This is a genomic window from Actinomyces urogenitalis DSM 15434 (assembly GCF_000159035.1).
GTDB classification, from domain to species: Bacteria; Actinomycetota; Actinomycetes; order Actinomycetales; family Actinomycetaceae; genus Actinomyces; species Actinomyces urogenitalis.
The window spans coordinates 1,250,617-1,263,311 of the sequence record NZ_DS999574.1; the positions used below are offsets into that span (position 1 = coordinate 1,250,617).

16 protein-coding genes and 2 pseudogenes are annotated in these 12,695 nt (G+C 70.1%); 11 read left to right on the forward strand and 7 right to left on the reverse strand.

What is annotated here, in order from left to right:
* From HMPREF0058_RS05290 to HMPREF0058_RS05300, 3 genes and pseudogenes are all read right to left on the reverse strand, one after another.
* Positions 1–949, reverse strand: a 949-nt coding sequence (locus tag HMPREF0058_RS05290) for a sensor histidine kinase (protein WP_006548689.1), incomplete at its 3' end; no start/stop codon positions are given.
* On the reverse strand, positions 946–1,779 hold the full coding sequence (locus tag HMPREF0058_RS05295) for a hypothetical protein (protein WP_006548690.1): 834 nt from the start codon (positions 1,777–1,779) through the stop codon (positions 946–948). The genes HMPREF0058_RS05295 and HMPREF0058_RS05290, both read right to left, overlap by 4 nt.
* A gap of 6 nt (positions 1,780–1,785) precedes the next feature.
* Positions 1,786–2,634 (reverse strand): annotated as a pseudogene (locus HMPREF0058_RS05300) (ABC transporter ATP-binding protein); the annotation flags it as partial.
* A gap of 292 nt (positions 2,635–2,926) precedes the next feature.
* Here HMPREF0058_RS05300 and HMPREF0058_RS13350 point away from each other — a divergent pair.
* Positions 2,927–3,313 (forward strand): annotated as a pseudogene (locus HMPREF0058_RS13350) (alanine:cation symporter family protein); the annotation flags it as partial.
* 94 nt (positions 3,314–3,407) lie between these two features.
* Positions 3,408–4,448, forward strand: coding sequence for an alanine/glycine:cation symporter family protein (locus tag HMPREF0058_RS05305; protein WP_006548693.1), 1,041 nt, complete (start codon positions 3,408–3,410; stop codon positions 4,446–4,448).
* 6 nt (positions 4,449–4,454) lie between these two features.
* Here HMPREF0058_RS05305 and HMPREF0058_RS11760 read toward each other — a convergent pair whose 3' ends face one another.
* The 4 genes from HMPREF0058_RS11760 to HMPREF0058_RS05330 all read right to left on the reverse strand — a co-directional run bounded on the left by HMPREF0058_RS11760 (position 4,455) and on the right by HMPREF0058_RS05330 (position 6,415).
* Complete coding sequence (locus HMPREF0058_RS11760) at positions 4,455–5,210, reverse strand: hypothetical protein (RefSeq protein WP_006548694.1); 756 nt, start codon at positions 5,208–5,210, stop codon at positions 4,455–4,457.
* A complete protein-coding gene (locus HMPREF0058_RS05320) occupies positions 5,207–5,689 on the reverse strand; it encodes an ATP-binding cassette domain-containing protein (RefSeq protein ID WP_006548695.1) in 483 nt (160 codons plus the stop codon). Before HMPREF0058_RS05320 ends, HMPREF0058_RS11760 begins: the two co-directional genes overlap by 4 nt.
* A 17-nt stretch (positions 5,690–5,706) precedes the next feature.
* Positions 5,707–5,889 carry an ATP-binding cassette domain-containing protein gene (locus tag HMPREF0058_RS12310; protein ID WP_006548696.1) on the reverse strand — a complete coding sequence of 61 codons (183 nt, stop codon included), beginning with the start codon at positions 5,887–5,889 and terminating at the stop codon, positions 5,707–5,709.
* A gap of 151 nt (positions 5,890–6,040) precedes the next feature.
* Positions 6,041–6,415 carry a GntR family transcriptional regulator gene (locus HMPREF0058_RS05330; RefSeq protein ID WP_040319717.1) on the reverse strand — a complete coding sequence of 125 codons (375 nt, stop codon included), beginning with the start codon at positions 6,413–6,415 and terminating at the stop codon, positions 6,041–6,043.
* A 281-nt stretch (positions 6,416–6,696) separates the two neighbouring features.
* On the opposite strand from HMPREF0058_RS05330, the gene rpsP reads away from it, so the two are divergent.
* The 9 genes from rpsP to HMPREF0058_RS13150 form a co-directional block, all read left to right on the forward strand.
* Positions 6,697–7,176 carry a 30S ribosomal protein S16 gene (gene rpsP, locus HMPREF0058_RS05335; protein WP_034237205.1) on the forward strand — a complete coding sequence of 160 codons (480 nt, stop codon included), beginning with the start codon at positions 6,697–6,699 and terminating at the stop codon, positions 7,174–7,176.
* A gap of 1 nt (position 7,177) precedes the next feature.
* Positions 7,178–7,414: an RNA-binding protein gene (locus HMPREF0058_RS05340; RefSeq protein ID WP_006548700.1), complete on the forward strand. Its 237-nt coding sequence runs from the start codon at positions 7,178–7,180 to the stop codon at positions 7,412–7,414.
* Positions 7,415–7,516: 102 nt separating this feature from the next.
* Positions 7,517–8,083, forward strand: a complete 567-nt coding sequence (rimM, locus tag HMPREF0058_RS05345; protein ID WP_006548701.1) for a ribosome maturation factor RimM — start codon at positions 7,517–7,519, stop codon at positions 8,081–8,083.
* 11 nt (positions 8,084–8,094) lie between these two features.
* Positions 8,095–9,522 (forward strand): tRNA (guanosine(37)-N1)-methyltransferase TrmD, encoded by a 1,428-nt coding sequence (trmD, locus tag HMPREF0058_RS05350; protein WP_050765663.1) that lies wholly within the window; start codon positions 8,095–8,097, stop codon positions 9,520–9,522.
* Between the two features lie 224 nt (positions 9,523–9,746).
* Positions 9,747–10,097 carry a 50S ribosomal protein L19 gene (gene rplS, locus HMPREF0058_RS05355; RefSeq protein WP_024035052.1) on the forward strand — a complete coding sequence of 117 codons (351 nt, stop codon included), beginning with the start codon at positions 9,747–9,749 and terminating at the stop codon, positions 10,095–10,097.
* Between the two features lie 138 nt (positions 10,098–10,235).
* Positions 10,236–11,075: a signal peptidase I gene (gene lepB, locus HMPREF0058_RS05360; RefSeq protein ID WP_006548704.1), complete on the forward strand. Its 840-nt coding sequence runs from the start codon at positions 10,236–10,238 to the stop codon at positions 11,073–11,075.
* On the forward strand, positions 11,072–11,833 hold the full coding sequence (gene rnhB, locus HMPREF0058_RS05365) for a ribonuclease HII (protein WP_006548705.1): 762 nt from the start codon (positions 11,072–11,074) through the stop codon (positions 11,831–11,833). Before lepB ends, rnhB begins: the two co-directional genes overlap by 4 nt.
* A gap of 112 nt (positions 11,834–11,945) precedes the next feature.
* Positions 11,946–12,248: a DUF2469 domain-containing protein gene (locus HMPREF0058_RS05370; RefSeq protein WP_024034471.1), complete on the forward strand. Its 303-nt coding sequence runs from the start codon at positions 11,946–11,948 to the stop codon at positions 12,246–12,248.
* Between the two features lie 182 nt (positions 12,249–12,430).
* Positions 12,431–12,695: YraN family protein (locus tag HMPREF0058_RS13150; protein ID WP_439644175.1), on the forward strand; the 265-nt coding region annotated here is incomplete at its 3' end.

Here is a 12,695-nt window from a genome sequence, read left to right on the forward strand (position 1 = left end):
GCGCGAGGGTGACGACGACGCGGCGCGCGCCGGCGTGGCGCAGCACGTTCGTCGTGGCCTCGCGCAGCGCCCAGGAGAGCACCTCGCGCTGAGGCAGCGGGATGTCGCGGGCGCGTCCGTGGACCTTAGCCTCGATCTCTGCCGCGGCGAAGGCGGTGCGTGAGGCCTCCAGCTGGCTAGCCAGGTCCGGGGTACGCAGCCTCGTGACCGTGGCGCGCACGTCCGCCAGCGCCGTGCGTGAGAGCGCGACGATCTCGCCCAGCTCAGTCTGGGCCGCGGCTGGGTCGACCTCCACCAGGCGCTGGGCGACCTCCGCCTTGAGCGTGAGGACGGTCAGGGAGTGGCCGAGGATGTCATGGACGTCCCGGCTGATCTCCTCGCGCTCACGGGCCGCCGTGAGCGCGAGGTCGGTGGTGCGACGGCGCTGGCCCGTCTCGTCCCCGATCCGCGACACGACCACCACGACGCAGGAGAAGCAGCAGCCGATCGCCATCCCCTTCTGGCTCAGGCTCGTGGGGGCAGCGACGGCGGACAGGATGCCGCCGGCGCACAGCAGGCTCGTCAGGCTCAGGCCGGTGGACAGGTGGGTGCCGAACAGGAGGATCGCGCAGAGGTAGGGCAGGTAGTACATGCCCGACCAGCCCAGCACCGGCAGGCTCACGGCCGCTGGGATGGCCAGCAGCGCCAGGCGTGGCAAGAGCGGCCGCAGCTGCTGGGCCACTGGGGTCTCGGGCGGCAGCTCGTCCCACGAGCCCATGGTGGACACGGTGTAGACGTACAGACCGATGAAGACGACGATGGCACCGATGCACACGGCCTTGGCTGCCGAGGACGCCTCTGTGCTCGCCGTCCACGCCATGAGGAAGAGCAGGAAGACGACCCAGAAGGACGCCTCCCAGTTGACCCTCCGGTACCAGGGACGGCGAGCCTGATCGGCCTCGGTGCTCACTTGCGCACCGTGGAGCGGGCGCGAGCCGCTAGGCAGGCTGCCACGAAGAGGACTGTCCACACCACCAGGTTAGCCAGGGCGTACCACACCGGCTCATGGACGATTCCGGTCATCGTGGCCACGACGTCCCCCTGCAGCGGCCGCGCGGCCAGCCGGGCGGCCCCGTAGAGCGGGGTGTAGCGGGACAGGGTGAACAGGACCCCGCCCAGGGGCATGAAGACGCCGCCCAAGAAGGCGAAGCCCGCCACTGAGGAGCTGGCCACGCCCACGGCCGTGTAGGAGGGGAACCACATGCCGGCTGCCAGGCCAAAGGCGGAGAAGGGCAGTGCCGCCACCAGGCACAGGGCGAAGGAGGCTAGCCAACGCCCGGGTGAGTCGATCTGGGCGCCGGTGAGCAGGCCGGCGGCAAAGATGAGGACCACCGGCAGCGCCGAGATGGCGATGGCTGCGGTGAGCTTGGCCTGCAGGTAGGCGCGCATCCCTCCGCTGGTCAGGGACACCTGCCGGCCCCAGCCCCCGGCCAGCTCGACGGCGGAGGAGGCTGCCAGGGCCGTGGAGGCGATGGCCACAGAGTAGGCCGCCATACTGATCATGACCGAGGCCGTGATGTTGCCGTGGCCCGCGGAGGTGGACTCGAAGTTGCTCATCTTGCCGAAGAGCAGGTACATGCCCAGCGGCATGAGGACAGTGAAGAAGACGGTGTCCACGCGCTTGAGCGTAGCCAGGATCTCAATGCGGGCGTAGGTTGCCGGGAAACGCCCCCGGTGGGCCGGGACCGCAGAGGTCGTGGGCATGGTGGCTGACGTCGTGGCTGTGGTTGTGGTGGTCATGGTGCTTCAGCCCTCCTGGCTGACGAGTGCGGAGAAGATGTCGTCGATGCTGGGCGCCTCCACACCCAGGTCGTGGGCGGGGGAGGCCGTCAGCAGCAGGCGGGCGACGTCGTCGGAGGAGGTGGTGCGGATCTCCACGTGCTCGCCGTGCACCGTGACAGACTCGACCGACCCCGCCACCGGCTGGAGGACCGTCTCGACGGCGGCCTGGCTGGCCTTGGGCCAGGTGACGGAGACCGTCGAGGCCTGGGCCGCGCCGCGCAGCTCGTCGATGGTTCCGTCCGCGACCAGCCGGCCGTGGTCGATGATGACGATCCGGTCAGCGAACTCGGCTGCCTCGGTGAGGTAGTGGGTGGCGAAGACGAGGGTGCGCTGGCGGGCGAGGGTCTGCTCGCGCATCGTGTCCCAGAACTCCGCCCGCGCGGTGACGTCCATGCCGGTGGTGGGTTCGTCCAGGATGAGCAGGGCCGGGTCCGCCAGCAGTGCCAGGCCCAGTCGCAGGCGCTGACGCTCGCCGCCGGAGAGCCGGGAGACCCGCCGGTCCAGGAGTGGGCCCAGGTGAGAGCGCTCGATGACGCCCTCCAGGTCCGGGCGCCCGGCCTGGAGCGAGGCGACGACCTGGAGCGTCTGGCGCACGGACAGGCCCGGCAGCAGGCCGCCGTCCTGGAGCATCGCCCCGACCTGGCCGCGCTTGACAGCCTCGGCAGGGGAGCCTCCGAGCACGTGCACGCTGCCCGAGGTGGGCTGGGTAAAGCCCATGACGACGTCGAGGGTGGTGGACTTGCCAGCGCCGTTGGGGCCGAGGAAGGCCAGGATTTCTCCGGGCTGGACCGTCAGGCTCAGCCCGTCCACGGCGTGCACCGGTCCGAAGGACTTGTGCAGGTCCGTGATCTCGATCGCGGGTGCTGAAGAGGTGCGTGTGGTCATGCCTCAAGGGTCTGTGACGCCGCCGGAGAGCGGTACTGGAGGCTGTCACTGCCTGCGCATGACAGGTGTCATGGTGGTGCCTGCTCAGTGCTACAGCCTGCGTGCGCGAGTCTCACGGTCCTGTCCTGTTCGTGGGCCACAGGACGCCGCAGCCGGCGGTGAGGGTATCCTCACCGCCGCCTACCCGGCCCTCCCACTGCCCCCACCCGAGCGGAGCACCATGTCTGCCCACCTCGCCACCTCCCTCACCTCGATCCTGACTGACTCACTGTCTGGCTTCGAGTCCTTCGTCTCCGGCCGCATCCTCATCTGGCTGCTCATCGCGGCCGGCGCCTACCTCACGGTGTGCACGCGAGGGGTCCAGCTGCGGCTGCTGGCCAGGTCCGTGGCGCTCGTGTCCCACTCACGCCACCAGCGTGGCTCCCTGTCCAGCTTTCAGGCCTTCGTCATCGGCCTGGGCGGACGCGTGGGCACCGGCAACATCGCCGGGGTCGCGCTCGCGGTGACGCTCGGTGGCCCGGGTTCCCTGCTGTGGATGTGGGTGGTGGCGCTGCTGGGCATGGCTACCTCCTTCGCCGAGTCCACGCTGGCCCAGGTCTTCAAGGTGCGTGCGGCTGACGGGATCTTCCGCGGTGGCCCGGCCTACTACATGGAGCGCGGACTGGCTCTGTACGGGCGGGCTGGCTTGGCTAGGACGCTGGATGGGACTGGCTTTTGCGGCCATGCTCGTCTTCTCCTACGGCCTCATCTTCCCCATGGTCCAGTCCAACACCATCGCCGTGACGGTGGCCTCCTCCCACGGCGTGGCTACCTGGGTCACCGCGCTCGTGCTCATGGCCGTCACCGCCCCGATCCTGCTGGCGGGGATGCGGGCGGTGGCTAAGGTCACCGAGTGGCTGGTGCCGGTCATGGCCCTGGCTTACGTCGCCGTCGTCGCCGTGGTCATCATCGTCTCGGCTCCCCGCGTGCCGGGGGTGCTGGCCGACGTCGTCGCCGGCGCCTTCAACCTGCGCGCGGGCCTGGCCGGTACGGGCGGTGGGCTCTTCGCCACCTTCTTGAACGGCGTCAAGCGCGGCCTGTTCTCCAACGAGGCCGGTCAGGGCTCCTCTCCCAACGGTGCCGCCACGGCGGACGTGGCCCACCCGGTGGTCCAGGGTCTCATCCAGGCCCTCGGTGTCTTCATCGACACCATCATCATCTGTACCGCCACCGGCCTGACCATTCTGCTGGCCTCGCCCGCGGTCTACACCCCCGGGGTGGAGCCGGCCTGGGCGGAGACAACGCTGGTCCAGCACGCGCTGGCCGACGCGCTGCCGGGGGCCTGGGTGGTGTGGTTCATGACCTTCCTCGTCATCACCTTCGCCTACTCCTCGGTGCTGGGCTACTCCAACTTCGCGGAGATCAACGTCAGCTACCTCGGTGGCGGGCGGCGTTGCGGCGTGGCGCTGCGCCTGGCCATGACGGCGGCCACGGGCATGGGCGCCGTGGTGGCCCTGGACCTGGCCTGGGTGATGGCAGACGTGGCCCTGGCACTGATGACGATCCTCAACCTCGTGGCCGTGCTGTGGCTGGGGCGCTGGGTCTTTGCCACCCTGCGTGACTACGACTCCCAGCGCCGGTCCGGCGTGGCCGAGCCCGCCTTCGTGGGCGTGGGCAACGCCCTGCTGCCCATGGACGTGCCCGGGGACGTGTGGACCGCTGAGCGGGCGCGTGAGCGCGTGCGCACCCTGGACGAGGGCTGATCGGCGCTAGCCGCGCGGTTTCCACCGCAGCACGGTCCGTGCTGCCAGCGCAGGGCCGAGCAAGAGGGGCCAGCCCCAGCTGGCCAGGCTGGCGGACCAGGGGATGAGCACCAGGTCGGCGCTGGGCCGGAAGGCGTGGATCGCGCCCGCCGCCCACCCGAGGTGGCCATCGGCCTCGGCAACGGCCCCAGCCAGGATGGACCCGCCGATCCCGATGACGATGAGGCCCGTCAGCGCCCAGGACCACGAGGCGCGCAGGCCTGAGTCCTGGAGCAGGACGAAGATGAGGACAAACAGTTGTGCCCCCAGACACGCCAGCACCCACCCGGGCACGGCCCACGGCGTGAGGAGACCGGGTTCTGCCTCAGACGGGACGGCCCGCGCCAGCACCGTGGTGAGCACGGCCCAGGGCGCTTGGGCCAGGGCGTAGCTCGCGGTGACTGCGAGGCCGGCGGCCAGCGCCGTGCGCTGGGTCAGGCCGGCAGCCAGCGCTGCCCGCAGGAGGCCGGCTGCCCTGCCGGTGGCGACGCACCCTGTGATCACCAGGGCAGGGGAGAGGTTGACCAGTGCCTGGGCGACCGAGGAGTGGCTGGCCGCCGCGATGACCAGGCTGAGCAAGATGAGGGCGAGCTCTACGGCGCCCAGCGCCGCCAGCCCTCGGTAGCACAGGGACCGGGTGACCTGCCCAGGGGCGGCCGGCAGTCGCGGCCAGGCCGGCTCCTGCTGTGAGAACGCAGGGCGGGCAAGAGACGACGTTGTCATGGCTTCCTCCTTGACATGTGCTCCAGGACGTCAGTGAGGTCGGCGAGTGGCGCACCCGGCGGCGTCGCGGCCTGGCGCAGCTCGTCCGCGCTGCCGTGGGCCAGGACCCGGTTCCCACCCTCGCCCCGGCCCAGGACGACGACGTCCTCGACCAGGTTCTCGATCTCACCGACCTCGTGGGAGGCGATGACGATGGTGGGGCGCTCGTAGCTGTACATCTGCAGCAGGGTGTCCCAGAAACGGCGTCGTACGACGGCGTCCATGCCCAGGTGGACCTCGTCCAGGAGCAGGACCGGGGAGTGGGAGGCCAGGGCGAAGGCAGCGTCCACGGCCGAGCGCTGGCCCTGGGAAAGGCGGGCGGGGACCGCGTCAGGGTCGACCTCGAAAAGGCGCAGGTAGCGCTTGGCCTCGTGGGTCATCCACAACGGACGGGTGAGCTCCCAGATGCGGAAGGACGCCTCGAGGCTCTGGTTCTCCACCAGGCAGCGGCGGGTGCCTAGCAGCGTGACAGCAGCGTGAGAGCAGCGCGGGGCGCGGGCTGGTCCCACACTGGGCCCCCGTTCAGGGTGACCTTGCCGGTCACGGGTCGGCGCAGGCCTGCGGCCAGCGAGAGCAGCGTCGACTTGCCGGTGCCGTTGCGTCCCGGCAGCCCCGTGATGACGCCGGGGCGGAAGGCCACGTTCACCTCCCGCAGGGGCCAGGTCTGGTGGGCAGGTGCCGGGCCAGCCAGCCGTAGGCGTGGCTCACTTCCTCCAGGCGCAGCCCGGGCCCGGTTCCCACCTGCTCTAGGACCCGGCGGGAGGAGAACGGCTCCTCAGCATCCACGGTGATCAGGTCTCCTCCTGGAGGTAGTCGTGGGCGGCCTGGAGGATCTCGGCCTCGGTCAGGCCCAGGAGCCGTCCGGTGACGAGCGCAGGACCGAGCACCTTGGCCGCGTAGGAACGACGGCGGGCGGCCTGCAGCGCCGCGCGTGCGCCGTCGGCCACGAACATGCCGATACCGCGGCGCTTGACCACCAGCCCCTCGTCCACGAGCAGGGCCACGGCCTTGTTCGCGGTGGCGGGGTTAATGCGGTAGAGCATGGCGTACTCGGTGGTGGAGGTCAGCCGCTGGCCCTCGGCCAGCGAGGCGGACAGGATCTGGAGGCGGATCTCCTCAGCGATCTGGAGGTAGATCGGGGTGGCGCCGTCGAAGGACCGGGGCACGGTGCTCACCTCCTTGTTGGTTAGTTACTTGGCTAATGAACCATGAAGGTGGGAGACTCTCAAGAGGCCGCTGTGGGCGATCTCGCACCATCAGGGCGACGATGGTGCTCGCTCCCGCTGGCCCAGCGGCCCTGCGCTCTGGCAGAATGACCGGCTGTACTCGGACGTGGAGTGGCCCCTCTCCCTCTCCTCGCCCTAGTCTCGGCACCCGCCGGAAACCGTTGCTTGACCCCACCGGGGACCAGCGCGCGCCAACCAACCAGAACCAGGAGTTCAACCAAGTGGCAGTCAAGATTCGCCTCAAGCGCATCGGCAAGAAGTTCCAGCCCTTCTACCGCGTCGTCGTCCTGGACGGCCGCAAGAAGCGGGACGGCCGTGTCATCGAGGAGATCGGCGTCTACGACCCGATGCAGGAGCCCTCGCTCATCCGCATCGACTCGGAGCGCGTGAAGTATTGGCTCGGCGTGGGCGCTCAGCCCTCCGACACCGTCTTCAACCTGCTGAAGATCACCGGCGACTACCAGGCATTCAAGGGCCTGACCGTCCCCGAGGGCAAGCTCAAGGTCAAGGACGCCGACGCCGCCGCCGCGGCGAAGGAGGAGGCCGTCAAGGCTGCCGCCGCTGACGCTGAGAAGCGCAAGGCTGCGGCTGCCGAGGCCAAGGCCAAGGCTGAGAAGGAGGCTGCTGAGGCGGCCGCTGCCGAGGCCAAGGCCGAGGAGTCCTCCGAGGAGTCCGCTGAGGCTCCGGCCGAGGAGGCCTGACATGCTGGCCGACGCGCTCGAGCACCTCGTGCGTGGCATCGTCGACAACCCCGACGACGTCACCGTCACCTCCCGGTCGCTGCGACGCGGCGACCTGCTGGAGGTGCGCGTCAACCCCGAGGACCTCGGACGCGTCATCGGTCGTTCGGGCCGCACTGCCCGTGCCCTGCGCACGGTCATCGGTGCGCTGGCTGACTCGCCTGTCCGCGTCGACGTCGTCGACACCGACCGGCGCTGAGACCCTCGCCTGACAGGTCCGAGCCTCACCCGCTCTCGCGGTGACTCTCACCGTCGTCGCCCGGCCCCGCACAGGGGCCGGGCGACGCTGTATCTTGAGCGCGTGCTCCTGACTGTCGCCATCATCGGCCCCGCTCACGCTCTCAAGGGCGAGGTCCGCCTCGAGATTCGCACCGACGACCCCGAGGGGCGCCTGGCCCCTGGCACCACGCTGCCCACGGACCCGCAGGACGCGGGACCGCTGACCGTCTCCCGCCTGCGCTTTGACGGCCAGCGCTGGTTCGCTGCCTTTGACCAGGCCCGCGACCGCACCGCGGCCGAGGCGCTGCGAGGAGTGCGGCTGTTGGTGGACACCGATGAGGACGAGGTCGACGAGGACGAGGAGTCCTGGTACGCCTACGAGCTCGTCGGCCTGACAGCGCGCCTGGCCCTGCACCCGGGGCACGAGGGCACGCCGCAGGTGCTCGGTGAGGTCGTTGACCTTGAACCCGGTATCGCCCAGGACCGGCTCGTGGTGCGTACCCCGCAGGGAGAGCGCGTGGCCGTGCCCTTTGTTGAGGAACTCGTGCCTGAGATCGACCTGGAGGCCGGGACCGTGACGATCGATCCTCCCGGTGGTCTCTTCCCAGGCCTCGGACAGGCCGAACAGACCGAGGAGACCGCCCAGTGAGCGCCCGGCCCCTGCGCCTGGACGTCGTGACGATCTTCCCGGACTACCTGCGGGTGCTTGACCTCTCGCTCATCGGCAAGGCGGCGACCAGCGGCCTGCTGGAGCTGGCGGTCCACGACCTGCGCTCGTGGACCCATGACCGTCACCGCACGGTCGATGACACGCCGCTGGGAGGCGGCGCCGGCATGGTGATGAAGCCGGACGTGTGGGGCGAGGCTCTGGACGAGGTCCTCGGCGGGGGCGAGAACGGTCAGGCCGTGGCTGATCGGCCAGCCCGCCAGGTTCTCGTCATCCCCACGCCCTCCGGCGAGGTCTTCACCCAGCGGGTGGCCGAGGACCTGGCCGGGGCCGACCAGATCGTCTTCGCCTGCGGCCGCTACGAGGGGATCGACGCGCGCGTCGCCCAGCACTACCGCAGGGCCGGCGTCGAGGTCCGCGAGCTGTCCATCGGTGACTACGTCCTCAACGGCGGAGAGGTCGCCAGCCTGGTCATGATCGAGGCCATCGCCCGTCTGCGTCCCGGGGTGCTGGGCAACCCCGAGTCGGTCGTGGAGGAGTCTCACTCCAGCGCCGGCCTGCTGGAGTACGAGGTCTACACCCGTCCGGTGTCCTGGCGAGGGCTCGACCTGGCCGAGAGCTGGCCGCAGCTGCTGGGAGGCAACCACGCCCTCATCGCACGCCAACGCCGCGACCAGGCCATTGCCCGCACCGCCGAGCGCCGCCCTGACATGATCGCGCGCCTGGATCCGGCTGGCCTGGACGGCGCGGACCGGGCGGCCCTGGCGCGCTGTGGCTGGGTGGTGCCCTCCGGCGCCGAGCACCCGGTCGAGGCGATCGTGCGCCCGGCCCTGCCTGAGGACCTGCCCGACCTCACGGCGTTGGCCGCGCGGACCTTCCCTGACGCCTGTCCCTCCTTCCTGACTGACGAGCAGATTGAGAAGCACATTGCCACCGCTCTCAGCCCGCAGCGCCTGGAGACGTGGATCCGCGACCCCCGGGTGGTGGTCAGCGTGGCGTGCCTAGCCTCCGACCTACCCGGGGCCACCGTGCGCGGGGGAGAGCTGGTGGGCTACAGCGTCGTCATCGCCGACCGGCGTGACGACGGCGGCCGGCTGCCGGAGGGGCTGGATGAGCGGCCCTCCTGCGTCACGGTCACCCAGGATCCTGGCGGCGCCAGGCCGGTGGTCGCTGAGCTGTCCAAGGTCTACGTTGACGCACGCCTGCGCGGCTCGGGCCTGGCGGCCCTGCTCCTGGCGGAGGCGGCCTGCGACGCGCAGACCATGGGGGTGGCCCTGCTGTGGCTGGGCACCCATGACGGCAACCGCCGGGCGCAGAAGTCCTACAAGCGGGCAGGCTTCGTCAAGGCGGGTACGCGGAGCTATGACGTGGGCGGTCAGCGCTGCCGTGACGTGGTCATGGTGCGCACCCTGGCTGGCTAGGTCACCAAGGTCACGTGGTCCCCGTCTCGCAGCCCACAGGCGGGGTGTGACAGACTAGGCCCGCCCTGAGGCCTCGGTTGAGTCTCTGCCACTGGGGAGACCGCCACGATGAGGACCTGCAGGGCGCCAGCACCGGTGCAGCCCGGACGGTGGTGCTACCTACCATCCGCGCGGCGCCACGAACCAAGCGCCCATGACCAGTGGCACGAGCGTGGAGAATGAGCATGACCAACCTGATTGACGAGATCAACGCCGCTTCGCTGCGTGACGACGTCCCCGCCTTCCGCGCCGGTGACACCCTCAAGGTGCACGTCAAGGTCGTCGAGGGTAACCGGAGCCGTATCCAGGTCTTCCAGGGCATCGTCATCGGCCGCCAGGGCTCTGGCGTGGGCGAGACCTTCACCATCCGCAAGGTCTCCTTCGGTGTGGGCGTGGAGCGTACCTTCCCGCTGCACACCCCCAGCATCGACAAGATCGAGGTCGTCACCCGCGGTGACGTCCGTCGCGCGAAGCTCTACTACCTGCGCAACCTGCACGGCAAGGCTGCCAAGATCAAGGAGCGTCGCGAGGACTGAGAGCCCGGCCCAGCCTGGCTCTGCCCGCTCATTGGCGTTGCCCGGGACCCGTCCGGGTCCCGGGCAACGCCGTTATCCTGCCCCTGTTCCTGTCCGAGGACGCAGACCGCGGCGCCCCGGCGCCGTCGAGAGGACCACATGACTCTCAGCTCGCACGAGGTGCTGCCTGAGCCGGACCGACCCGCGCAGTCGGATCCGGGTGAGTCAGTGGCGGTGTCCGAGGACCTGCCCCCCTCCTACCCTCCGGCTCGTCGCCCTCAGCCGGGGCCTGCGGACGAGCAGCCTGAGGCTGCGCGCAAGCGACTGCGCGGCTCCACCTTCCTCGTTGTCATCCTCGCCCTGGTGGTGACCGCTTTGTTCAAGAGCTTCGTCCTGCAGTGGTTCGAGATCCCCTCCAGCTCCATGGAGGACACCCTGACCGTCGGTGACCGCGTCGCGGTGACCATGTACGACTCCACTGACATCTCCCGCGGAGACATCGTCGTTTTCCGCGACCCTGACAACTGGCTGACCGTCACGGACCCCACTGGCCTGCGCGGCGTGGCCCGTGACACGCTCATCCTCATGCGGCTGCTGCCCGAGGACTCCGGGCACCACCTCATCAAGCGCGTCATCGGCATGCCTGGGGACCACGTTGTCTCCGACGGCCAGGGCTCGCTGTCCGTCAACGGCGTCGAGCTGGCCGAGACCTACGTCAAGGAGGGCGTGTCCGCCTCGACCATCGCCTTCGACGTCACGGTGCCCCAGGGCTACGTGTGGGTGATGGGGGACAACCGCTCCAACTCAGCCGACTCGCGCTACCACCAGGATGACGCCCACCACGGCTTCGTGCCGCTGAGCGACGTGGTCGGCGTGGCCAAGGCCATTGTGTGGCCGGCAGGCCGGTGGGGCTCCCTAGGCGGGGGAGAGGACGTCTTCTCAGCCGTGCCTGCGCCTGCTGACTCCACGAGCCAGACGGCTGGCGGGGACGGCGAGTGAGCCCCCAAGGTGCCGGCGCCTCGCGCCTGCGTCCCGACCGCGAGCTGGAGACCACGCTGCTGGCAAGCCACCGGGTGGTGGCCGGGATGGATGAGGTCGGCCGAGGGGCGTTGGCAGGCCCGGTGAGCGTGGGAGTCGCGCTCGTTGACACCACCACCCCTGACCACTTCCCGCACGGCCTGGCGGACTCCAAGCAGCTTTCCCCCACGCGCCGCGAGGCGCTCCAGGCACCGTGCCGGGACTGGGTGCTGGACTGCGCGGTCGCGCACGCCTGGCCGGCTGAGATCGACGCGCTCGGCATGGTGGGCGCCCTGCGGCTGGCCGGCCTGCGCGCGCTGGTCGAGGTCGCCTCACGCGGTCACCGCCCTGACGTCGTCATTCTCGACGGCGTTGCCGACTGGCTCAGCGAGCCTGCCACCGACCTGCTGACCGAGCTGAGCGCCTCCCAGCCGGTGCATCCGGCTGTGGCCGAGGTGCGCCACCAGATGGACAGCCTGGGGCTGGCTACCCCGCCGGTACGGATGCAGGTCAAGGCGGACGCCCGCTGCGCCGTCGTCGCAGCAGCCAGCGTCCTGGCCAAGGTGGAGCGGGACGCTCTCATGACCGAGCTGGATGACCCCGGATACGGGTGGGCCTCGAACAAGGGCTACGCCTCGGCCGCGCACGTGGCGGGCCTGGGGCGTCTGGGGGCCAGTGACCAGCACCGGCGTTCCTGGCACCTGCCGGGGCTGGAGGCTTTCGCTGCTGGGGGCCAGTGAAGCACCGCCGTTCCTGCCGCCTACTGGCCTGGAGACCTTCGCCGCGGGCTGAGGCGCCGACGCGCCCGGCGTGCCCGTGCGCCGTCGTGCCACGGGCGTGCATGATGGGACGGTGAGTGCTGAAGACCTGGAGTCCTACGAGAACGACCTGGAGCTAGAGCTCTACCGCGAGTACCGCGACGTCGTGTCCCTCTTCTCCTACGTGGTGGAGACCGAGCGCCGCTTCTACCTCGCCAACGCCGTGGACGTGCAGGTGCGCACCAACGGCGGGGAGGTCTTCTTCGAGCTCGCTCTGGAGGACGCCTGGGTCTGGGACGTCTACCGCTCCTCCCGCTTCGTCAAGTCCGTGCACGTGGTCACCTTCAAGGACGTCAACGTCGAGGAGTTGACCAAGCCGGAGATGGACCTGCCCTGATCCACCCGTCCTGGAAGTCGGGGACCGGCCCGGCGCGGGTTGCCCCACGCTTCACCTGAGTCCCAGGAGTCATGGCCCGGGCTCCACAGGCCTCGCCCCTGACACCCTCCTCCACAGGGCTCGCCGGCCGGCAGTGCGCCGGCACCCGGCACCGGGTCACAGTGGTGCCGGAGGTGATCGACGTGACTGACACGTCCGTTCAAGAACCTACGGGCCCACAGCCCTTTCCCAGCGGTGATCGGCGCCAGACGGGACGACGTGGGGAGGACCTGGCGGCCGCCTACCTCACTGATCTGGGGTGGACCGTCCTGGAACGCAACTGGAGGCCACGTGGGCTTGCCGGCCTGCGCGGCGAGATTGACATCGTGGCGAGCGAGCCGTCTGCGTCGGCAGGCCGGCCCACGCTCGTGGTCGTCGAGGTCAAGACGCGCAGCACGGTCGCGGCAG

Bases quoted from the DNA above. Each gene is read 5' to 3' on its own strand.
- HMPREF0058_RS05295 (WP_006548690.1), bottom strand. From the start codon at position 1,779: ATGACCACCACAACCACAGCCACGACGTCAGCCACCATGCCCACGACC.
- HMPREF0058_RS05305 (WP_006548693.1), top strand. From the start codon at position 3,408: ATGGGACTGGCTTTTGCGGCCATGCTCGTCTTCTCCTACGGCCTCATC.
- HMPREF0058_RS11760 (WP_006548694.1), bottom strand. From the start codon at position 5,210: ATGACAACGTCGTCTCTTGCCCGCCCTGCGTTCTCACAGCAGGAGCCG.
- HMPREF0058_RS05340 (WP_006548700.1), top strand. From the start codon at position 7,178: ATGCTGGCCGACGCGCTCGAGCACCTCGTGCGTGGCATCGTCGACAAC.
- rplS (WP_024035052.1), top strand. From the start codon at position 9,747: ATGACCAACCTGATTGACGAGATCAACGCCGCTTCGCTGCGTGACGAC.
- lepB (WP_006548704.1), top strand. From the start codon at position 10,236: ATGACTCTCAGCTCGCACGAGGTGCTGCCTGAGCCGGACCGACCCGCG.